This is a genomic window from Verrucosispora sp. WMMD573, assembly GCF_027497175.1.
GTDB lineage: Bacteria > Actinomycetota > Actinomycetes > Mycobacteriales > Micromonosporaceae > Micromonospora.
The window spans coordinates 199,371-218,442 of the sequence record NZ_CP114901.1 but is presented as its reverse complement, the minus strand read 5'-3'; the positions used below and the strand labels follow the sequence as shown (position 1 = coordinate 218,442).

The 19,072-nt window shown below is 71.1% G+C and carries 22 protein-coding genes; 14 read left to right on the top strand and 8 right to left on the bottom strand.

Features of this window, described 5'->3' with window-relative positions:
• Positions 1–4 precede the first annotated feature (4 nt).
• A complete protein-coding gene (locus O7601_RS01070) occupies positions 5–709 on the top strand; it encodes a thymidylate kinase (protein WP_281566751.1) in 705 nt (234 codons plus the stop codon).
• Here the strand turns inward: O7601_RS01070 and O7601_RS01065 are convergent.
• The gene (locus O7601_RS01065; RefSeq protein WP_281564447.1) at positions 694–1,389 is read right to left on the bottom strand and encodes an SDR family NAD(P)-dependent oxidoreductase; all 696 of its coding nucleotides are present in this window, start codon (positions 1,387–1,389) and stop codon (positions 694–696) included. The genes O7601_RS01070 and O7601_RS01065 overlap by 16 nt on opposite strands.
• 611 nt (positions 1,390–2,000) lie before the next feature.
• On the opposite strand from O7601_RS01065, the gene O7601_RS01060 reads away from it, so the two are divergent.
• Complete coding sequence (locus O7601_RS01060; protein WP_204010848.1) at positions 2,001–2,990, top strand: sigma-70 family RNA polymerase sigma factor; 990 nt, start codon at positions 2,001–2,003, stop codon at positions 2,988–2,990.
• A 128-nt stretch (positions 2,991–3,118) separates the two neighbouring features.
• Here the strand turns inward: O7601_RS01060 and O7601_RS01055 are convergent, their stop codons facing one another.
• Complete coding sequence (locus tag O7601_RS01055) at positions 3,119–4,090, bottom strand: C40 family peptidase (protein WP_281564446.1); 972 nt, start codon at positions 4,088–4,090, stop codon at positions 3,119–3,121.
• A 494-nt stretch (positions 4,091–4,584) separates the two neighbouring features.
• Between O7601_RS01055 and O7601_RS01050 the strand changes: the two genes are divergently transcribed.
• Entirely contained in the window at positions 4,585–5,112 is a 528-nt protein-coding gene (locus tag O7601_RS01050) for a DUF6232 family protein (protein WP_281564445.1), read from the top strand.
• Positions 5,113–5,122: 10 nt separating this feature from the next.
• Here the strand turns inward: O7601_RS01050 and O7601_RS01045 are convergent, their stop codons facing one another.
• A complete protein-coding gene (locus O7601_RS01045; RefSeq protein ID WP_281564444.1) occupies positions 5,123–5,464 on the bottom strand; it encodes a DUF3817 domain-containing protein in 342 nt (113 codons plus the stop codon).
• Positions 5,465–5,490: 26 nt separating this feature from the next.
• The gene (locus O7601_RS01040) at positions 5,491–5,952 is read right to left on the bottom strand and encodes a hypothetical protein (protein WP_281564443.1); all 462 of its coding nucleotides are present in this window, start codon (positions 5,950–5,952) and stop codon (positions 5,491–5,493) included.
• A gap of 120 nt (positions 5,953–6,072) precedes the next feature.
• On the opposite strand from O7601_RS01040, the gene O7601_RS01035 reads away from it, so the two are divergent.
• The 3 genes from O7601_RS01035 to O7601_RS01025 all read left to right on the top strand — a co-directional run bounded on the left by O7601_RS01035 (position 6,073) and on the right by O7601_RS01025 (position 7,314).
• The gene (locus O7601_RS01035) at positions 6,073–6,396 is read left to right on the top strand and encodes a DUF6158 family protein (RefSeq protein ID WP_281564442.1); all 324 of its coding nucleotides are present in this window, start codon (positions 6,073–6,075) and stop codon (positions 6,394–6,396) included.
• Positions 6,396–6,719, top strand: a complete 324-nt coding sequence (locus O7601_RS01030; RefSeq protein WP_281564441.1) for a hypothetical protein — start codon at positions 6,396–6,398, stop codon at positions 6,717–6,719. The genes O7601_RS01035 and O7601_RS01030 overlap by 1 nt, the downstream gene beginning before the upstream one ends.
• A gap of 61 nt (positions 6,720–6,780) precedes the next feature.
• Positions 6,781–7,314, top strand: a complete 534-nt coding sequence (locus O7601_RS01025) for a DUF1360 domain-containing protein (protein WP_281564440.1) — start codon at positions 6,781–6,783, stop codon at positions 7,312–7,314.
• 119 nt (positions 7,315–7,433) lie between these two features.
• Here the strand turns inward: O7601_RS01025 and O7601_RS01020 are convergent, their stop codons facing one another.
• The 3 genes from O7601_RS01020 to O7601_RS01010 form a co-directional block, all read right to left on the bottom strand.
• Positions 7,434–7,631, bottom strand: coding sequence for a hypothetical protein (locus O7601_RS01020; protein WP_164447568.1), 198 nt, complete (start codon positions 7,629–7,631; stop codon positions 7,434–7,436).
• Between the two features lie 34 nt (positions 7,632–7,665).
• The gene (locus O7601_RS01015) at positions 7,666–7,875 is read right to left on the bottom strand and encodes a hypothetical protein (RefSeq protein WP_093410661.1); all 210 of its coding nucleotides are present in this window, start codon (positions 7,873–7,875) and stop codon (positions 7,666–7,668) included.
• A 300-nt stretch (positions 7,876–8,175) separates the two neighbouring features.
• Complete coding sequence (locus tag O7601_RS01010) at positions 8,176–9,276, bottom strand: 3-deoxy-7-phosphoheptulonate synthase (RefSeq protein WP_281564439.1); 1,101 nt, start codon at positions 9,274–9,276, stop codon at positions 8,176–8,178.
• A 303-nt stretch (positions 9,277–9,579) separates the two neighbouring features.
• Between O7601_RS01010 and O7601_RS01005 the strand changes: the two genes are divergently transcribed.
• Both O7601_RS01005 and O7601_RS01000 read left to right on the top strand, forming a co-directional pair.
• Positions 9,580–10,731, top strand: coding sequence for an alkaline phosphatase PhoX (locus O7601_RS01005; RefSeq protein ID WP_281564438.1), 1,152 nt, complete (start codon positions 9,580–9,582; stop codon positions 10,729–10,731).
• A 98-nt stretch (positions 10,732–10,829) separates the two neighbouring features.
• Positions 10,830–11,045 (top strand): hypothetical protein, encoded by a 216-nt coding sequence (locus O7601_RS01000; RefSeq protein WP_281564437.1) that lies wholly within the window; start codon positions 10,830–10,832, stop codon positions 11,043–11,045.
• Here the strand turns inward: O7601_RS01000 and O7601_RS00995 are convergent.
• The gene (locus O7601_RS00995; protein WP_281564436.1) at positions 11,012–11,746 is read right to left on the bottom strand and encodes a phosphodiesterase; all 735 of its coding nucleotides are present in this window, start codon (positions 11,744–11,746) and stop codon (positions 11,012–11,014) included. The genes O7601_RS01000 and O7601_RS00995 overlap by 34 nt on opposite strands.
• Before the next feature lie 150 nt (positions 11,747–11,896).
• Between O7601_RS00995 and O7601_RS00990 the strand changes: the two genes are divergently transcribed.
• The 6 genes from O7601_RS00990 to O7601_RS00965 all read left to right on the top strand — a co-directional run bounded on the left by O7601_RS00990 (position 11,897) and on the right by O7601_RS00965 (position 19,005).
• Complete coding sequence (locus O7601_RS00990) at positions 11,897–13,189, top strand: pitrilysin family protein (protein WP_281564435.1); 1,293 nt, start codon at positions 11,897–11,899, stop codon at positions 13,187–13,189.
• Positions 13,190–13,212: 23 nt separating this feature from the next.
• Positions 13,213–14,565, top strand: coding sequence for a pitrilysin family protein (locus O7601_RS00985; protein ID WP_281566750.1), 1,353 nt, complete (start codon positions 13,213–13,215; stop codon positions 14,563–14,565).
• 231 nt (positions 14,566–14,796) lie between these two features.
• Complete coding sequence (locus O7601_RS00980; protein WP_281564434.1) at positions 14,797–15,819, top strand: aspartate-semialdehyde dehydrogenase; 1,023 nt, start codon at positions 14,797–14,799, stop codon at positions 15,817–15,819.
• A gap of 137 nt (positions 15,820–15,956) precedes the next feature.
• Positions 15,957–16,373, top strand: coding sequence for a CBS domain-containing protein (locus tag O7601_RS00975; RefSeq protein WP_093410484.1), 417 nt, complete (start codon positions 15,957–15,959; stop codon positions 16,371–16,373).
• Positions 16,374–16,576: 203 nt separating this feature from the next.
• Positions 16,577–16,945, top strand: coding sequence for an SCP2 sterol-binding domain-containing protein (locus O7601_RS00970; RefSeq protein WP_281564433.1), 369 nt, complete (start codon positions 16,577–16,579; stop codon positions 16,943–16,945).
• A complete protein-coding gene (locus O7601_RS00965) occupies positions 16,945–19,005 on the top strand; it encodes a glycogen debranching N-terminal domain-containing protein (protein WP_281564432.1) in 2,061 nt (686 codons plus the stop codon). Before O7601_RS00970 ends, O7601_RS00965 begins: the two co-directional genes overlap by 1 nt.
• The last annotated feature ends 67 nt before the right edge of the window (positions 19,006–19,072 follow it).

Below are 19,072 nucleotides of genomic sequence, written 5' to 3'. Positions count from 1 at the left end.
ATCGATGGGAGTGACCGCTTCGACGGGAATCGGCCGTGCCCGGGGCCGGCTCCGCACCGTAGCCCTGATCGGCATCGACGGCTCAGGCAAGACCACCCAGGCATACCGGCTCGCCGAGTCGCTGACCGCGGCCGGCTTGCCGGCCACCTACCACCGCAACGCGGGCGGACGGCGCTGGCTCGGCCGGGCGGCGCACCGACTGGGTCGGCCGGATGCCCAGAGCCTCCTCGGACGGGACGGAATGCTCCTGGTGGAGTCCGTGCTGCGCTGGCTGGCCATCGCGATGACACTTGTCGGTGGCCTGTTCACCGGTCGGGTGGCGGTGATGGACCGCTACGCCGCCTGCCAGTACGCCAGCCTGCGGGCACATGGCGGGCACCGCTGGGAGCGGCTGGTCCGGGCCGCTTACCGGCTCTTCCCCCGGCCGCAGGTGACGTTCCTGCTGACCGTCGAGCCGACCGAGGCGTACCGGCGGATCAAGCTCAGGGGCACCGACCACGAGAGCCTCGGCTTCCTGACCGCCGCTGACCTGGCCTACCGCACGCTGCCGGAGTACCCGACGTTCGTGCCGGTCGACGCGGATCTCCCGGCCGAGGAGATCGCCCGGAAGATTCGTGGGCACCTGAACGCCTGGCTGGCAGCCGGCGGCGACCCTAACGACATCGCGGTGCCGGTGACGGAACTGGTGCCGCTTCAGGCCCGTCCGTAGACGGGTACGGCGGCGCCGCTGGTGGGCGCCGACTCGTCCGACGCGAGGAAGCGGATCACCGAGGCGATCTCGGCAGGGTCCACCCAGCGGGTGTGATCGGCATCCGGCATCGCGTCGCGGTTGGTCGGGGTGTCGATGACGCTCGGCAGCACCGTGTTGCAGCGGACGCCGGCCACCTTGTACTCCACCGCCACCGCGGCGGCGAAGCCGAGCACGGCGGCCTTCGCGGTCACGTAGCCACCGACCCCGGAGAAGGGCGCGACCGCCGCCCGGGCAGCCACGCAGACCACCGCGCCGCCACCGGCGGAAATCAGGTGGGGCAGCGCGGCCCGGGTGACCAGGTGGGTCGGGCGGAGGTTCAGGGTGAGCATCCGTTCGAAGTCCTCGACCGGCGTCTCGTGCACCAGACCACCGCTGGCGTACCCGCCGACGAGGTTGACCACGGCGCGTAGTGGCGACTCGGGATCTCCGGCCGCCACCTCGGCCACCCGGGCGACGTCCGTTGGGTCGGTCAGGTCCGCGACCATTCGCACGGGAGCGTTGGGCTCCGGCCCGCCCAGCGGGTCCGGTTGCCGGCGCTGGGGCGCAACCACTCGCCACCCGGCCGCCACGAACGCGGCGCTGACCGCCGTGCCCAGTCCGCCCGTGGCCCCGGTGACCAACACAGTGCGATTCGCCATGAACCGAGGTTAGTGCGGTGCCCGATCGGGGAGCCGTGCGCCCCACCCGGGGGCACTCGGGCCGGAAGAGGGGCGTGACGGCCGAAGCCCGCGCAGACGTGGTGGCCCATCCGACGGGGACGAAGGGCGCACCGGCCGGACGATCGTCCTGGGCAGGCACGCGGCACCTGCGGACGGGTTCGCGTCAGGAACGCGACAGCCGGCCGGAGCGCTGGCCGTGGCGGGCATAGGACCGGGGCGCGGATTGTTCATCAGGGCGTGGGGTATTACTACCGGCGTGGATGAACCGAGCAGTCCACGTACGCGTATCAGGCAGTGACCGGGATCGCAGCACGGTGGTGACCCGGGTCGCTGTGCCTATCGGCCGGGCAGTGCTGCCATGGACCGGGACGGGCGGCGATCTGTCGATCCGTCGACCTCACGGGGTGCCTGCCGACGACAGCCAGGCAGGGCGCTGACAGCAAACGTGGACGCTGCTCTCAGCTGATTATCAGGCATTCGTGACACTTTCGACCCACGACATGGAATCCCCGACACGTCTCATCTGTTGTGTAGATGTCAGCACCGATGGGCACAGCGGAGGTTACGGGGGAGGGCTGATGGGCGTGGGGATGGCAAGGAACCGGGCAACCGGCGCGAGCGAGGGGACCGTGGGCACCGTGGACAAGAACATCGGAATGCGAACTGACGAGGTCGCCGAGGAGCGCGATCTGGTCGGAGTCTACCTGCACGAGATCTCCCGGACGCCGCTGCTTGACGCCGCCAAGGAGGTCGACCTCTCCAAGGCCATCGAGGCCGGCCTGTACGCCGAGCACCTGCTGGGCGAGGACCGCGTCCCCGACGGGGCCACCCGGGAGGAGTTGGAGCGGCTGATCGCCGACGGAGAGCGGGCCAAGGACCTGTTCATCCGGGCCAACCTGCGACTGGTCGTGTCGATCGCCCGACGTTACGTCCGCTCCGGCATGCCCATGTTGGACCTCATTCAGGAGGGCAACACCGGTCTGGTCCGGGCGGTCGAGAAGTTCGACTACGAACGTGGATACAAGTTCTCCACCTATGCGACGTGGTGGATCCGTCAGGCCATCAGCCGGGCGATCGCCCAGCAGGAGCGCACCGTGCGGCTGCCGGTGCACCTGGTGGAGGACGTCAACCGGATGCGTAACGTGGCTCGGCAGCTCACCCGTGAGTTGGGCGGCGACCCGGAGCCGGAGCAGATCGCGGCGGCGCTCGGGGTGACCGTCGAGCGGGTCAACGAACTGGTCCGCTGGTCGCAGGACACCGTGTCGCTGGACACGCCGGTCGGTGACGACGGCGACACCAACCTCGGTGACCTGGTCGCCGACAGCGACGCTCCCTCCCCCGAGGAGATCGTGCTCACCGGGTTGGAGCGGCAGCGCATCGAAGGGCTGCTCAACCACCTGGACGACCGCTCGGCCGGCATCATGCGGGCCCGGTACGGGCTGGAGGACGGCCGGGAGCACTCGCTGACCGAGGTGGCGTCGCGGTTCTCCCTGTCCCGGGAGCGGATCCGGCAGTTGGAGATCCAGGCGCTCGGCCGGCTCCGCGAGCTGGCCCGCGCCGAGGGCCTGCAAGCGGCCTGAGCAGGCGACGACAACGGCGAACGGCCGGCGTCCGACAGGGCCGCCGGCCGTTCGCCGTTCTTCGTTGTCGGCGGTTCTCGGATGTCGAGTTCGGAGGCCCGCCGGCACGGCACGTCACGTCCGGCAGCTCAACGCACCCGACCGTAACCGTACGGCGACATCAGGTCCACGGATCGCTTCTCCACGTTGCGGCCGAAGGTCGGTGCGTGGATGACCTGCCCGTCGCCCACGTAGATGGCCACATGGCCGAGGCTGCGGTAGAAGACGAGATCGCCGGGGCGCAACTCGCCGCGACTGATGTGGGCCACCACGCCCCACTGCATCCGGGTGTTGTGCGGCAGGGACCGGCCGGCGGCCCGCCAGGCGGCCGAGGTCAGCCCGGAGCAGTCGTAGCTGCCCGGCCCGTCCTGGCCCCAGGCGTACGGCTTGCCCAGCGCGCCGTAGGCGTACCGGACAGCGACGCCAGCCTTGCCGGAGACGGCCGGTGCGTCCTGGGCGTTGCTGGCTCGGTTCGTCGGTCGTTCGGTCGCCCGGCCGTACGCCTCCCGGCGCATCTCGTAGAGCTTGGCGAGATCGCGCTCGATCCGCTTCTTGGCCGAGGACAGTTCGCGCGACTGCGCCGCCTGACGGCTGAGCGTGACGTCCAGCCGGGTCTTCTCGTCGAGGAGCTGCCGCTGGTCGGCGGTGTAGCTGGCGATGGTCGCCTGCCGCTGCCGGGTGAGGTGGTCCAGCGTGCCGAGCCGGTCCAGCACGGAGGTCGAGTCACCGCCGTGCAGCAACGCGTCGACGGTGCCGAGGTTGCCGGTCTTGTACGCGGTCACCGCCAACTCGCCGACGTCCGCCCGGCTCTGTTCGGCCTGCTGCTCCAGCGGGCCGATCCGGTCCTGCAACCGCTCCACCGCGGAACGGTTCTCCTTGATTTTCTCCCGCAGCTCGTTGTGGGCCTCCACCACGCGTTCCAACTCGACGGAGGCCTTCTCGATGCGCCGGGTCAGTTCGGCGGGGGAAGGTTCGGCCCGGGCCACCGTCGCCGGCACGAGCAGCGCCAGCGAAAAGGCGGCGACCGTCAGGGCACGCAGCGTGTGCGTCAGGGACGACAAGAGCCCGAATGCTCCTCTCCCGAAGCCGGCGCGGGGCGGCTGAGGCTCCGCGACGGCGACGGCCCGGTGCCATCCGGGTGGACAGCGGCCGGCCGGGCCGACCTGCCCAACCTAGTACGGGACGGGAGTCATCCGCAGAGAAAGCCGGGACCACTGGGAGTGCTGTGGCGGAACACGCAGCGACATCCGGCCTCAAGCAGGTCATCGGCGACATGTCGGACTGGTCGCTCCCGGCATATGACGTCGGATGCCGGGACGTTTTGACCGACAAGCCGGACTCGGTGGGCTCTTTCCGGCGGCATCAGGCCACCCCCAAGCCCCTGACCATCGGAAACGTCGCCGCCGGAGTAGCGCGGCCGGCCCACAATGAATCGCGCGACCGGGAATCCCGTCAACCGGCGTCGATGCGCAGGGGCGATCACCTCGTGCTGGCGTCCTTCGAGTCGCTGCCGACGGAGGCCGACCCGGTGCTACCAGCCGTGGGAGGAGGGGGCGTGAATCCTGATCGCGCGACCACGCGGACGCCACGAACACCCCGAGGCGCCGGCACCGGGCCGACGTTGCTCTACGCCCGTCCCGGGATCATCGTCACAGTCGACCGATTCACCGTCGGCCGCAGCAGCTGGCGCGTCGCCGAGCTGACCCATCTGCACAGCACCCGGGGGCCGCACGATCGGGCGGCGACCCGGGCCGTGCTGGCCTCGACGGTGGTGATCGGCGGGGTGGGACTGGTGCTGGGGTTCACCGGAGGACTGCAACGGCTCACCGCCGGGGCGTACCTGCTGCTCGGTGCCGTGTTTCTGGTGCCGGTGCTGCTCGCGGCGGCGGGCGACCGCTGGCGGCCACCGGCGTACGAGCTGTGGGGCCGCCGGGCGGGGACCGACGAGCTGCTGTTCAGCAGCGACGACGAGCAGCAGTTCGGCCAGGTGAGCCGGGCACTGCGTCGAGCCCGCGAGATGAACAGCTACGGCGGGTGGGAGGATCCGCTGGCCGGTGCGGACCCGTGGCGACCGCGACGGTGAGGGCGGGCCGCTAACCGACGATCGGCTCGGGCGCCTGCGCCTGTTCCCGCTCCTGCTGCTCGGCGGCGACCAGTGCGCTCACCCGCCGTTCCGCCCAGAAGGAGACGAACGGTACGGTGCCGGCCAGCATCACCAGGATCATGCGCTTGAGCGGCCAGTCGGCCCGCCGGGACAGGTCGAACGCGGCGACCAGATACAGCATGTAGAGGAAGCCGTGTGCCTGGCCCACGGTCTCCACCACGACCGGGTTGTCGAAGCCGTATTTGAGCGGCATGCCGATCACGACCAGCAGGATCAGCACCACGCCGACGACCCAGGCGATCACGCGGTAGCGGGTGAGGGCAGCGCGCACTTCTCGTCAGTCCTTCCGGGTCCGGCTCAGCCGGGATAGTCACCGGGCTTCGCGCCCGGATTGGCGTTCAACCATGACAGGTAACGGTTGTAGGCAACCAGGTCGGCATCATCCTCGCCGGGACCGGCGGAGACCCGGGCAAACCGCACCGGACGTCGGATCCTCGCCCGTGGCTGCCCGGCGTCGATCGCGCCGGAAGCGCTGACACCGTCGGGCCGGGCGGTGCCGTCCGGATGACCGGCGGACGTCGTGGCCACCGCGTCCCCGGACGGCGGAGCGACCGTGCGCAGCGCATGGCGTACCTCGCGCCACCAGACGAAGACCACGAAGCCCGCGAAGATAGGCCACTCCACGGCGTAACCCCAGCTGATCGCGTTGCCTGCGGCGGCCCGGCTGACCTGCCACCACCCGAGACCGAGAAAGGTGGCCACCAGCACGACCATGGCCACGTGGCGAGCGATCCACGCCGGGGTCCAGAGCCGCTTCATGCCACGAGGGTACCGAAACCGACCGCATTCTCCGACGCGGTGTCGTAGTGCGGCGGGGTTTGGCCACACCCGGTCTGGGCAACCGTACAGACGCCAGCCCAGGACGGACGAGGGGGCGAGATGACGGCATCGGGACGACAGGACGGATTTCCCGCCGGCGGCACGGAGGTGAGCCCCGAGCAGCGGATTCCCGAGTGGGGCGACGACCGGACGCCGGCCCCCACACCCGAGGCCGACCTGCTCGGCATCGATCCCGCCGAGCTGGGCGAGGAGGATCTCATTCGGGAGATGCAGAGCCTGCACCGCACCCGCCTGGACACGCTGCGCCACGCCACCGACTCGGCGCTCGCCAATCACCTACGGCGTACCGCCGAGCTGGAGACCGAGTACCTCGCTCGCCACCCGGGGCGCGAGGTCGATCCGAGCCGGCTGCGGGACGCGTGATGGCGTACGCGGAGCGGGGGGTGTCCGCGCCCCCGGAGGTCGTCTTCAACACGGCCACCGATCCCGACCGAATCTCCTCGTGGCTGCCGGAACCCTTGCTGGCCAATGAACCGGCTCGGGAGGGCGACGCCGGACAGCTGCTGGCCCGCTGGACGGCCCGTAGCGCCGACTGGTCGGCCGAGCTGCGGGTGGAGCCGGTCGACGCAGGGGGTTCCCGACTCCGGCTGGAACTGGGCGGGGGCGGCGAGGACGTCAGCCGGCTCGCCGACGAGGCGCTGGACAGCCTTGCCCGCGAGGTGGCCGACAACCTGCAGGCCGGCTGACTCGATCGGACCCGCCGCCGGGACTGCGGCGAATCGTAGCGTGACCCGAAACGGAGGCCGGGTGAGCGAATTGAAGCAGAAGGTGGCGCGGTTGCGCCAGGCGTACGCGCCCCACGAGCACCGCCCGCTCGGCGGCTACCTGGCGGCGATGGGCACCTACGCCGGAGTGACCGGCGCGATCGCCGGTCTGGTGAAGGTGACCGGGCGGAGCGTGCCCGAGCGACCCGCCACGTCGGACGTGGTGCTGCTCGCCATCGCCACCCACAAGCTCAGCCGACTGCTGTCCAAGGATGCGGTGACCAGCCCGTTGCGGGCCCCCTTCACCCGTTACGACCGGCCGATCGGCAGCGGCGAGGTGATGGAACAGGTACGCGATTCGGGCAGCTCCACCCGCCATGCCATCGGTGAGCTGCTCAGCTGCCCGTTCTGCCTGGCCGTCTGGGTGGCCACCGGACTCACCGGCGGGCTGGTGCTCGCGCCGCGACTGACCCGGCTCGTCGCCACGGCGCTGACCGCGGTGGCCGCGTCCGACTTCCTCCAGATGGGCTACGCGGTGGCCCAGCAGGCGGCCGAGGGCGGTCACCCCGAGGATTGACGGTACGAACGACGAGGCCGGCCCGCGATTCGGGCCGGCCTCGTCGTACACAGTTGTCCGGGCGCGTCGCCGACGGCACGGTCAGCTGAGTGTCCTGGGCCTCACGAGCTCAGCCGGGTTCAGCGCTGCATCCCCGACCAGCCACGCGGCGACTCCGGCTCCCGCTCGTCCTCGTCGGCACCGGTGACGATGTCCCGGTCGACGGCGGTGCGGTCGTGCTCGTTGGCGAAGTCGGGCTCCGGCAGGGTGTCCGTGCCCTCCGGCGGCTGGCCGAGCGCGGGCGGATGGGGGTGCTGATCTTCCTCGCGCTGCGTCATGTGTTCCTCCTCGGTGCCGGTTCGGGCCGGCTGATCATCCCGCCGAGCCACCCAGCAGGTCGGTCACCTCGTCGACCGCGTACTCACCCTGTGGCAGCGCGTTGAGCCGGGACAGCAGCTGTGCCGGCAACTCCGCGGCGACCGCGCGGCGGTAGATGTCCACCTGACTGATCCGCTCCTGACCGTGGTAGAGATCGTCGAGCAGTTCGTCGAGCGGACGGGTGTCCACCTCCTCGGTCTCCACCTCGTCCCCGACTGCGGCAGCCGTGCCGGGCAGGTCGGTGGTGGGCGGATCGAGGGCTGCGGTGTCGACCACGGGCACGTCGGCCAGGATGGCGTCGGGTAGCCGAGCCTGCGTCGTAGGTGCCGTGGCCTCGGTCACGGGAACGTCGTCACTCACCCCCGTGACCTACCCACCCCCACCCCACCAAAACACCCACCCCCTACCCGCCTACCCCGCGTTGATCATGAAGTTGACGGCACCGTGGAGATCGAAAACTGCCGCTAACCTCATGATCAACGCGGCTCCGGGTGGGGGTGGGGGTTAGGCGGGGGTGGGGAGGGTGTTGGTGGCTCGGCGGGCGCGGACGGCGGCGGCCAGTTCGGCGAGCACCTCGTCGGTGGTGTCCCAGCCGATGCAGGCGTCGGTGACCGACTGGCCGTAGGTGAGTTCGCGAGTGGGGTCGAGGTCCTGTCGACCCGGTACCAGGAAGCTCTCCAGCATGATCCCCACGATGCCCCGCTGACCGGCGGAGATCTGCGCGGCCACGTCGGCGGCCACCACGGGCTGGTTGCGGTGGTCCTTGCCGCTGTTGGCGTGGCTGGCGTCCACCACCAGCCGTTCCGGCAGCCCGGCGGCGCGCAGCAGGTCCAGCGCGCCGGCCACCGATGCGGCGTCGTAGTTCGGCCGGCCGCCGCCGCCCCGCAGTACCAGATGTCCGTCCGCGTTGCCCCGGGTGTGCATGATCGCCGGGGTGCCGGACACGTCGATGCCGGGAAAGACGTGCGGCACGCCGGCGGCCCGGATCGCGTCGACCGCGGTGCCGATGCTGCCGTCCGGACGGTTCTTCATGCCGATCGGCATGGACAGTCCGGAGGCGAGCTGGCGGTGCACCTGGCTCTCCACGGTGCGCGCCCCGATGGCTCCCCACGCGACGGTGTCCGCGATGTACTGCGGGGTGATCGGGTCGAGGAACTCGCAACCCACCGGCAGGCCGAGACGCAGCACGTCGAGCAGCAACGCCCGGGCCCGGCGCAGGCCGGTGTTGACGTCCCCGGAACCGTCCAGGCCCGGATCGTTGATCAGGCCCTTCCAGCCGACCGTGGAACGCGGCTTCTCGAAGTAGACCCGCATCACGACCAGCAGGTCCTCGTCGACCCGCTCGGCCGCCGCCCGAAGCCGGTGCGCGTAGTCGAGAGCGGCGGCGGGGTCGTGGACCGAGCACGGCCCGACCACCACCAGCAGTCGGTCGTCGGTACGGTCGAGCACCTGGCCGACCGCCCGGCGGCCGGCCAGTACCGCCGCCGTGAGCCCGTCGTCCAGGGGCAGCTCGTGCAGCAGCAGGGCCGGGGTGGTCAGCGGTACGACACGGTCGATCCGCTGGTCGATGACCCGGTGGTTCTCCGGGGTCGTCACGGTGGGCATCCTTTCGCCGACCGCACCCGGGGCCGGTGCCCGGGTCGAGCCGGCTGCTCGTACGCGAAAGGGCAGGAACGAAAGCTCCTGCCCGGCCGGCTCGACAACGGTGACGTCAGATCATGGTGAGGTCACCGGCCTGCGAGCCGGCTGGCTAAACCATCGATACGAGCGCGTCACGGCGGTAAGCGTACCCGACCGCGCCCGAGCGCTCATCCCCTCGTCGACAAAGCCTCGCCTTGCGTTCATCGGCACCCATGAAACTCCCGGTAACTCCAGCGCCACCAGACGCGGATCATCCGGAGGTCATCCATGGATCGTCGTACCGTCCTGCGCGCCACCGTCGCCGGTGGCGCCGCCGCCTTCTCCGGCAGCCTGTGGGCGGGCGCCGCGGTAGCCGCACCCGCTCAACCCGGCGCCAGCCCCTACGGCTCGCTCCGAAGCGCCGACAGCAACGGCATCCAGCTGCCCACCGGATTCACCAGCCGGGTCATCGCCCGGTCCCGCCAGACCGTCTCCGGGACGTCGTACGCCTGGCACGACGCCCCCGACGGCGGTGCCTGCTTCGTCGCCGGCTCCGGCTGGATCTACGTCTCGAACTCGGAGATCACCCCGGGTGGTGGCGCCTCGGCGGTGCGCTTCAACGCCGACGGCAGCATCGCCTCGGCGTACCGGATCCTCTCCAACACCAACCAGAACTGTGCTGGCGGCGCCACCCCGTGGGGCACCTGGCTCTCCTGTGAGGAGGTCAGTCGCGGGTACATCTACGAGACGTACCCGCAGGGCGGCACCGCCGCGGTGCAGCGGGCGGCGATGGGGCGGTTCAAGCACGAGGCCGCCGCCTGCGACCCGGATCGTCGGGTGATCTACCTGACCGAGGACGAGAGCAACGGCTGCTTCTACCGCTTCCGGCCGAACAGTTGGGGCAACCTCTCCGCCGGCACCCTGGAGGTGCTGGTCGCCGGGACCGCCACCAGCGGCCCGGTGACCTGGGCGCGGGTGCCGGACCCGGACGGGTCGCCGACGGTGACCCGCAGCCAGGTCTCCGGTGCCAAGCGGTTCAACGGGGGCGAGGGCTGCTGGTACGACGACGGCACCTGTTGGTTCACCACCAAGGGCGACAACCGGGTCTGGGCGTACGACGCGGTCAACCAGCGCATCGACCTGGCGTACGACGACTCCCTGGTCTCCGGCACCGCACCGCTGACCGGGGTGGACAACATCACTGGTGCCGGCTCGGGCGACCTCTACGTGGCCGAGGACGGCGGCAACATGGAGATCAACATCATCACTCCCGCCGGGGTGGTCGCACCATTCCTGCGGATCACCGGGCAGTCGTCCTCGGAGATCTGTGGGCCGGCCTTCTCGCCGGACGGCACTCGGCTCTACTTCTCGTCGCAGCGCGGCACCTCCGGCTCCTCGTCCGGCGGCATCACCTACGAGGTGCGTGGCCCGTTCCGCTGAGCCGAGCTGCACGGTGATCGGCAGGGCCCCCCGGCCGTGGAGAAGGGGGCCCTGCCCGACCCGAGTGCGGGCGACGGCGGCGGGGTATGAGGAGCGGCATGAGTGACGAGCGAAGCGACCAGGAGCGGGTGGAATCCCGCGCCCACCTGCTACCGGAGGAGGCAGCGGCCGGCAGCGACGACGCGCATGCCCAGGCCGACGCGATCCTGGCCGAGTCCGACGCCCGAGAGGCCGACCAGAACGCCGCTCCCGACACGGTGCTGGAACGGCGTACGTCGGATCAGACCGTCAACCCCGTCGAGCCGCCGGACTGAGCGCTGACGCCACGCCCTCGGCGGGATCCCCGGTAGGTGTGCTGGCGCAGCCAGGCCAGGGGCCCCGCCAACCGCAGTTCCTCCGGGACGTTGCCCACCGGGTCGAAGGCCAGCGCGGCGTCCTCCCGCGCACCGAGTTGGTCGCCGATGGTGACCTGCCCGAACGGCCGCCACGGTCCGGCGGCGGAGGCGACGGCGAGGACCATCCCGGGCCGGTTGGCCGCCACCGCGGCGGACAGGCCGGGCAGGTCGCTGCCCAGGTCGGGTGATTCCGGGTCGGCCAGCGCGGCCAGCCAGAGCCGCCGCCGGCCGGTCCGGTACGACATCACCGAGCTGTACGTGCCGGTGAACCGGCGCCGGGGCAGTGGCAGGTGCCGCAGCACCGGCGCGGCGGCGCTGGAGCTGACCAGCAGATCGAACGGCCGTCCGGCCTGGCGGTGTATCCGCACCGCCAGGCCGAGCACGTCGGGCCAGGCGTCCGGGGTGGGCGTTCCCTTGGATAGGCGGACGGTGGCCGAATAGTTCCCGGGCCGGTCGAGGAGCCGGACACCGGTCGGCGGACCGGACGTACCCCAGACCAGCACCTCACCGGCGAAGGACCGGCCGGCCGGGTGCAGGATCCGGCCCCGGCGCAGCCTGGCCAGGGCCCGTGCCGCGCGTTCGGTGATGACGGCGGGCTGCGGCCAGGGAATCGTCGGCATGCCCTCCGCATACCCAGGGCCGTTCCGTCGATGCCGTCTCCGGCACTGCCGTGGGCGTCGGTCGTCGCCCCACCGGCGACCCGTCGGCGCGGCTCGCCGGTGGGGCGTCCCGGGGCCTGCCGGGGCGAAAGATCGGATAGCGTCGGTGCCATGCCCGACAGCGGTTACCCCTGGCCGATTTCGACGACCCGACTGGACAATGGCCTGCGCGTGGTGGTCAGCGAGGATCGCACCGCCCCGGCGGTCGCGGTCAACCTCTGGTACGACGTGGGTTCCCGGCACGAGCCGGCCGGTCAGACCGGCTTCGCCCATCTCTTCGAGCACCTGATGTTCGAGGGCTCGACGCACGTCGCGAAGACCGAGCACATGAAGCTGGTCCAGGGGGCCGGCGGCTCGCTCAACGCCACCACCAACCCGGACCGCACCAACTACTTCGAGACGGTCCCGGCGGAGCATCTGGAGTTGGCGCTCTGGCTGGAGGCCGACCGGATGGGCGGGCTGGTGCCGGCGCTGACCCAGGAGACGCTGGACAACCAGCGGGACGTGGTCAAGAACGAGCGGCGGCAGCGCTACGAGAACGTGCCGTACGGCGACGCCTGGCTGCGGCTGCTTCCACTGCTCTATCCGCCGGGTCACCCGTATCACCACGCCACCATCGGCTCGATGGCCGATCTGAACGCCGCCGACCTGGCCACCTTTCAGGCGTTCCACCGGGCCTTCTACGCCCCGAACAACGCCGTGCTCACCGTGGTCGGTGACACCACCGTCGACGAGGTCGTCACCCTGGCCGAGAAGTACTTCGGCGGCATCCCGCCCCGGCCGGAGATCCCTCCGGCACCCGACGGCCGCGTCGTGCCGGCCACCGGAGTGCCCGCCGAGGAGACGGTGGTCACCGAGGTGCCGGCACCCCGGGTGTACGTCGCGCACCGCACCCACCCGTTCGGCAGCCCCGGGTACGACGTGGTGACCGTGCTGGCCACCGTGCTCGGCAGCGGTCGGGGCAGTCGGCTCTACCAGCGGCTCGCCGATGGTGAACGGATCGCCCAGCCCGACCTGGTCGGGGCGTACGGGGTGGATCTGGCGCATGCCCCGGCCCCGCTGATCGCCACCGCCACCGCTCGTCCGGGCGTGAGTGGTGAGCGGTTGGCCGCCGGGCTGGCCGAGGTGGTCGACGAGCTGGCCACGGTGCCGGTCACCGCCGCGGAACTGGACCGGGCGAAGGCGCTGCTCACCACCGCCTGGTGGCGACAGATGTCCACCGTGGACGGCCGGGCGGACGCGCTGAGCCGGTACGCCACCCAGTTCGGCGACCCGGCCACGGTGGCCGAGCGGCTACCGGCCTGGCTGGCGGTGACCGCCGAGGAGATCGCCGAGGTGGCGGCCGACACGCTCGCCGCCGACAACCGGGCAACCCTGACCTACGTTCCCGAGGAGAAGCTGTGAGCGCGAGCAGTGCGTGGCCCTCAGTGACCCTGATCGCTGACCGGCCGGGCTCGGGTGCGGCCCGCCCATACCGTTTTCCCCAGGTGATCCGCCGCTCTGTCGCCGGTGGCGACGTCGTCGCCGCGCACCTGCCGGGCCAGAACCTGGCCGTGGCGATGCTGCTGCTGGACGCGGGCGCCGGCCGGGAACCGGTGGGCCGCGAGGGACTCGGCGGGGTGCTGTCCAAGGCCCTGGAGGAGGGCACCACCCAACGCGACGCCACCGCGTACGCGCTGGCCATCGAGGCGCTCGGCACCGAACTGGTTACCGGGCTGGACTGGGACACCTTCCAGGCGAGCGTGCAGGTGCCGGTGGGTCGGCTGGGCGCGGCCGTGGAACTGCTCGCCGAGGCGGTGCGTACCCCGAGGCTGGACCCGGACGACGTCCGGCGGGTCCGCGACGACGAGGTGACGGCACTGCGGATGGAATGGGCGAATCCGGGACCGCGGGCCGACGCGGCGTTGCGGGCCGACCTGTACGGCGCCGGTAACCGCTGGGGCCGCCCGATGTACGGCGACCCCGACTCGGTGGCCGGCCTGGACGTGGAGGACGTCACCGTCTTCCACTCGGAATGGCTCATCCGTCCGGGCACCCTCGTCGTCGCCGGCGACCTGGACCGGCTCGACCTGGACGCCCTCGCCGCCACGGCGTTCACCGGCACCGGCGGCGGGCCGGTGGACCGGGGCACACCGATCGACGTGCCGGTGCGCGCCGAGCGGCGGATCATCCTCGTCGACCGGCCCGGATCGGTGCAGTCCACGCTGCGGCTCGGTCATCCCGGACCGCACCGGGCGCACCCGGACCATGTGCCGATCGCGCTCGCCGGCACCGTGCTCGGCGGGGCGTTCACCTCCCGGCTGAACCACCTCATCCGGGAGGTCCGCGGTTACACGTACGGCATCCGGGGCGACTTCGCCTCGTCCCGCCGGTTCGGCCGGTTCGCGGTCAGCTCCGGGGTGCAGACCGCCGTCACCGCACCGGCGCTGGTCGAGGCGGTCGGGGAGATCGCGCGTACCCAGGCCGGTGGGGTGACCGAGGACGAGCTGGCGGTGGCCCGGTCCTGGCGGGCGGGCCAGCTCTCGGTCGAGTTGCAGAGCCCACGGGCCATCGCCGGGGCGCTGAGCACGCTTGTGGTGCACGACCTGCCGGACGACTATCACGCTCGGCTGCGAGAGGAGTTGCTCGGTGCCCAGGTGGCCCAGGTCTCGGCGGCTGCCGCCACGCACCTGCGCCCGGAGTCGCTGACCCTGGTGGTGGAGGGCGACGCCGCGGTGATCAGGGACGAGCTGGTGGCCACCGGTCTTGGTGAGCTGATCGACCATCCGTCGGCGAGTTGACCGTCGGTGGTCTGACCGGCCCGCGTGTCGGGAGTGTGACGTCGGTCGCGGCGGGGGCGGGCCGGGCTGAGATGCTGCGGTCGCCGACGGTGGTGCGGCGGTGTTCTTCCGGTGGAACCGGCCGGCGGGGAGGGACTGTCCCGGACCGGACCGGCTCGACCCCGCCGGCGGGATCCCCGGCGGTGGGAAAGCGTTCCCGGTCCGGGCACCGGGCTGGGTAGCCTCGCGGGCATGAGGATCGGCATTGTGGGAGCCACCGGCCAGGTCGGTGGCGTGATGCGGCAGGTGCTGGCGGAGCGCGACTTCCCGGCGGAGCAGGTACGGCTGTTCGCCTCGGCGCGATCGGCCGGGCGTACGCTGCCGTGGCGCGGCGAGGAGATCACGGTCGAGGACGCCGCCACCGCGGACTACTCCGGGCTGGACATCGTGCTCTTCTCGGCCGGCAAGGGCTCCGCCAAGGAGTTGGCGCCCCGGGTGGCCGCCGCGGGCGCGGTCGTCATCGACAACTCCTCGGCATTCCGGATGGACCCGCAGGTGCCACTGGTCGTCGCCGAGGTCAACCCGCATGCCGCCGCCGACCGGCCCAAGGGCATCATCGCCAACCCGAACTGCACCACCATGGCCGCCATGCCGGTGCTGCGTCCGCTGCACGCCGAAGCGAACCTGGTCGCCCTGGTCGTCTCCACCTACCAGGCGGTCTCCGGAGCCGGCCTGGCCGGCGTCGCCGAGCTGGACGAGCAGGTCCGCAAGGTCGCCGAGACCGCCACCGGGCTCACCTTCGACGGCGGCGCGGCGGATTTCCCCGCCCCCCGTTCGTTCGCCCAGCCGATCGCCTTCAACGTGCTGCCGCTGGCCGGATCCATCGTCGACGACGGGTCGGCGGAGACCGACGAGGAGCAGAAGCTCCGCAACGAGAGCCGCAAGATTCTGGAGATCCCCGACCTGAAGGTCTCCGGCACCTGCGTACGAGTGCCGGTCTTCACCGGCCACTCGCTCCAGATCAACGCCCGGTTCGCCCGGCCGCTCAGCCCGCAGCGGGCGTACGAGCTGCTCACCGACGCGCCCGGTGTCGCACTTTCCGATGTGCCGACGCCGTTGCAGGCGGCCGGGCAGGACCCGACGTTCGTCGGCCGGATCCGCGCCGACGAGACCGTCGAGCACGGCCTGGCGCTGTTCTGCTCCAACGACAACCTGCGCAAGGGCGCCGCCCTCAATGCCGTGCAGCTTGCCGAACTGGTCGCCGCCGAGGGCTGAACCACACCCGGCACCGGGCCGTCCAACGCCGGGTGGTGGTGGCCGACCGGGGTTGCGCCCGCGCGGCGACCGGCCACGTTACTGGCTGCGGCCGTCGGGTAGACCCCTGGTTGCCCGACACCCCAGAGGGAGGCGCCATGACAACGGTCGGAGAGTTCATGACGACTCGGTTGGTGACCATGGACGGCAACGCCACGCTCGTCGCGGCGGCCCAGGAGATGCGCGACTCCGCAATCGGTGACGTGGTGGTGACCGACGGAGACAACGTCGTCGGCATTGTCACGGACCGGGACATCACGGTCCGAGGCGTGGCCGAGAGCATGGACCCGGACACCACCCGGCTGAACCAGATCACCACCAAGGACGTGGTGACGGTGAGTCAGTACGACGACGCCGTCGCCGCCGCCGACCTGATGCGGACGTACGCCGTGCGGCGGTTGCCCGTGGTGGAGGACGGCCGGCTGATCGGCCTGGTGTCCATGGGCGACCTGGCGGTCGAGCGGGAGCCCCAGTCGGTGCTGGCCGACATCAGCGCGGACGATCCCAACAACTGATCGCCTCCACCAGCCGAAGCCGGTTCCCGAGACATCGGGAGCCGGCTTCGCGTGGTTCGTGCCAGGCCCGTCCGGTCCCGCACCCGGCAGCTCGCCGTGGCCGGTGACCGGGCCGCACGGTCTCACCCCAAGCGGGTGAGGTTGAGCCACCAGGCGTCGGGGACCCCTGCTGCGGGACATGAGCGACCGGGAGGAGGGGCCCGATGGCGGACGCGACCACGCGGTTTTTCGAGGACCTCGACCAGCAGGGGTACGAACCTCTGCTGGCGAAGACCTCCGGAGCCCTGCGCTTCGATCTGCACGAGGGGCCGCAGACCACGCACTGGCTGATGCGAATCGACCGAGGCGACATCCGGGTCAGCCGGCAGGACATGGAGGCTGACACCGTGGTCGGTGTCAGCCCCGAGCTCTTCGAGGAGCTGGTCACCGGCCGGGAGAACGGGCTGGCGGCGCTGCTCCGGGGGGACATGACGGTCACCGGTGACGCCCGCCTGGTGGTGCAGGTCGAGCGGATCTTTCCCGGGTCGCCGTACGCCCGGGGACCACAGCGCTACCGGAAGGGGGTGCAGTGATGGCGCCCAGCCACACCGTACGGATCCTCGACGGCAACAACTTCGTCGTCAGCGAGGCCACCGGGGACATCGAGGCGACACCTACGGAACCCACGGGACTGTTCTCCATCGACACCCGTTTCCTCTCCAAATGGGTGCTCACGGTCAACGGTGAGCGGCTGAACGCCCTTTCCTACGACGACCTCCAGTACTACGAGTCGCGCTTCTTCCTGGTGCCCGGGCTGGCCACGCACTACGTGGACGCGAAACTGTCGATCATCCGGGAGCGGGCGGTCGGTGGGAGCTTCCGGGAGAACATCACCATCCTCAACCACGACGAGAAGGCGGTCGACCTGGAGATCCGGATGGACGCCGGGTGCGACTTCGCCGACCTGTTCGAGGTCAAGGACGAGATCCTGAACAAGAAGGGTGAGATCTACGCCGAGGCCGAGCCGGACCGGCTGCGCCTGGGCTACCGGCGCGGCAACTTCAAGCGCGAGACCATCATCTCGTCCTCCGCACCGGCCCGGTACGACCGCAACGGTTTCGCGTACTCCATCCATCTGGAACCGAACGAGCAGTGGGACACCCGCATCGACGTGCAGACCCTGGCGGTCGGCCCGGGCGGTCGGGATCTCCGTTTCGGATTGCAGGTGCACGGCACCGAGCGGCTCGCACTGCAACACGACCTGGAGGAGTGGATCGCCAAGGCGCCGACGGTGAACAGTGAGCACGACAAGGTGGCCGCCACGTACCGCAAGTGCATCGTCGACCTGGCGGCGTTGCGCTTCTCACCGCTGTCGCTGGCCGGTCAGACCCTGCCCGCCGCCGGTCTGCCGTGGTTCATGACCATGTTCGGTCGGGACAGCATCCTGACCTGTCTTCAGACGCTGCCGTTCACGCCGGAGCTGAGCACGACGACGCTGCGGATCCTCGCGGCCCTGCAGGGCACCCGGCTCGACGACTTCCGGGAAGAGGACCCCGGGCGGATCCTGCACGAGATGCGGTACGGCGAGAGCGCAGCGTTCGAGGAGCAGCCACACTCGCCGTACTACGGAGCGGTCGACTCCACCCCGCTGTTCGTGGTGCTGCTCGACGAGTACGAGCAGTGGAGTGGCGACGGCGCGCTGGTCAAGGAGTTGGAGCAGGAGTGCCGCCGGGCCTTCAAGTGGATCGACGAATACGCCGACCTGGTCGGCAACGGCTACATCTGGTACGAGCGGCGCAACACCGACACCGGCCTGGAGAACCAGTGCTGGAAGGACTCCTGGGACTCCATCTCCTACCGCGACGGCACCCTGCCGCCGTTTCCCCGGGCCACCTGCGAGGTGCAGGGGTACGCGTACGACGCGAAGATGCGCGGCGCGCGGCTGGCGCGCGAGTTCTGGGACGACCCGGCGTACGCCGACCAGTTGGAGCGGGAGGCCGCGGCCCTGAAGGAGCGGTTCAACCGCGACTGGTGGGTCGAGGATGGCGGCTACTACGCGCTCGCGCTCGACCCGGACGGGCGTCAGTGCGACGTGCTCAGCTCCAACATCGGCCACCTGCTCTGGAGCGGGATCGTGGACGACGACCGGGCCGAGCAGATCGCCAACCACCTGGTCGGGTCGCGGCTGTGGACCGGCTGGGGAGTGCGGACCCTGGCCGAGGGCGAGGTGCGCTACAACCCCATCGGCTACCACAACGGCACGGTCTGGCCCTTCGACACCTCGTTCTGTGCCTGGGGTCTGCGTCGGTACGGCTTCGCCGAGGAGGCCGCCATGATCGCCAACGGCATCCTGGACGCCGCCCGGTACTTCGACGGACGGTTGCCCGAGGCGTTCGGCGGTTACCCGCGTGAGCAGACCAAGTTCCCGGTGGAGTACCCGACGGCGTGCAGTCCGCAGGCGTGGTCGACGGGGGCCCCGCTGCTGTTGCTGCGTACGATGCTCGGCCTGGAGCCGCACGAGGGGCACCTGGCGGTCGAGCCGCGACTGCCCGTCGGCATGGGCCGGATCGAGGTGTTGGACATCCCGGGCCGCTGGGGCAGGGTGGACGCCTTCGCGCGTGGCCGGGTCGACCTGCACTCGCTCGCCGGGTGACCGGCGCGGTCGGGTCGCCCAACCGGGCGACGGGCGACCCGACCGCGCCACCGGCGGTCAGTGGCGA

Coding starts and splice junctions, on each gene's coding strand:
- O7601_RS01070 (WP_281566751.1), top strand. CDS start 5: ATGGGAGTGACCGCTTCGACGGGAATCGGCCGTGCCCGGGGCCGGCTC.
- O7601_RS01065 (WP_281564447.1), bottom strand. CDS start 1,389: ATGGCGAATCGCACTGTGTTGGTCACCGGGGCCACGGGCGGACTGGGC.
- O7601_RS01060 (WP_204010848.1), top strand. CDS start 2,001: ATGGCAAGGAACCGGGCAACCGGCGCGAGCGAGGGGACCGTGGGCACC.
- O7601_RS01040 (WP_281564443.1), bottom strand. CDS start 5,952: ATGAAGCGGCTCTGGACCCCGGCGTGGATCGCTCGCCACGTGGCCATG.
- O7601_RS01035 (WP_281564442.1), top strand. CDS start 6,073: ATGACGGCATCGGGACGACAGGACGGATTTCCCGCCGGCGGCACGGAG.
- O7601_RS01030 (WP_281564441.1), top strand. CDS start 6,396: ATGGCGTACGCGGAGCGGGGGGTGTCCGCGCCCCCGGAGGTCGTCTTC.
- O7601_RS01020 (WP_164447568.1), bottom strand. CDS start 7,631: ATGACGCAGCGCGAGGAAGATCAGCACCCCCATCCGCCCGCGCTCGGC.
- O7601_RS01010 (WP_281564439.1), bottom strand. CDS start 9,276: ATGCCCACCGTGACGACCCCGGAGAACCACCGGGTCATCGACCAGCGG.
- O7601_RS01005 (WP_281564438.1), top strand. CDS start 9,580: ATGGATCGTCGTACCGTCCTGCGCGCCACCGTCGCCGGTGGCGCCGCC.
- O7601_RS01000 (WP_281564437.1), top strand. CDS start 10,830: ATGAGTGACGAGCGAAGCGACCAGGAGCGGGTGGAATCCCGCGCCCAC.
- O7601_RS00995 (WP_281564436.1), bottom strand. CDS start 11,746: ATGCCGACGATTCCCTGGCCGCAGCCCGCCGTCATCACCGAACGCGCG.
- O7601_RS00990 (WP_281564435.1), top strand. CDS start 11,897: ATGCCCGACAGCGGTTACCCCTGGCCGATTTCGACGACCCGACTGGAC.
- O7601_RS00980 (WP_281564434.1), top strand. CDS start 14,797: ATGAGGATCGGCATTGTGGGAGCCACCGGCCAGGTCGGTGGCGTGATG.
- O7601_RS00975 (WP_093410484.1), top strand. CDS start 15,957: ATGACAACGGTCGGAGAGTTCATGACGACTCGGTTGGTGACCATGGAC.
- O7601_RS00970 (WP_281564433.1), top strand. CDS start 16,577: ATGGCGGACGCGACCACGCGGTTTTTCGAGGACCTCGACCAGCAGGGG.
- O7601_RS00965 (WP_281564432.1), top strand. CDS start 16,945: ATGGCGCCCAGCCACACCGTACGGATCCTCGACGGCAACAACTTCGTC.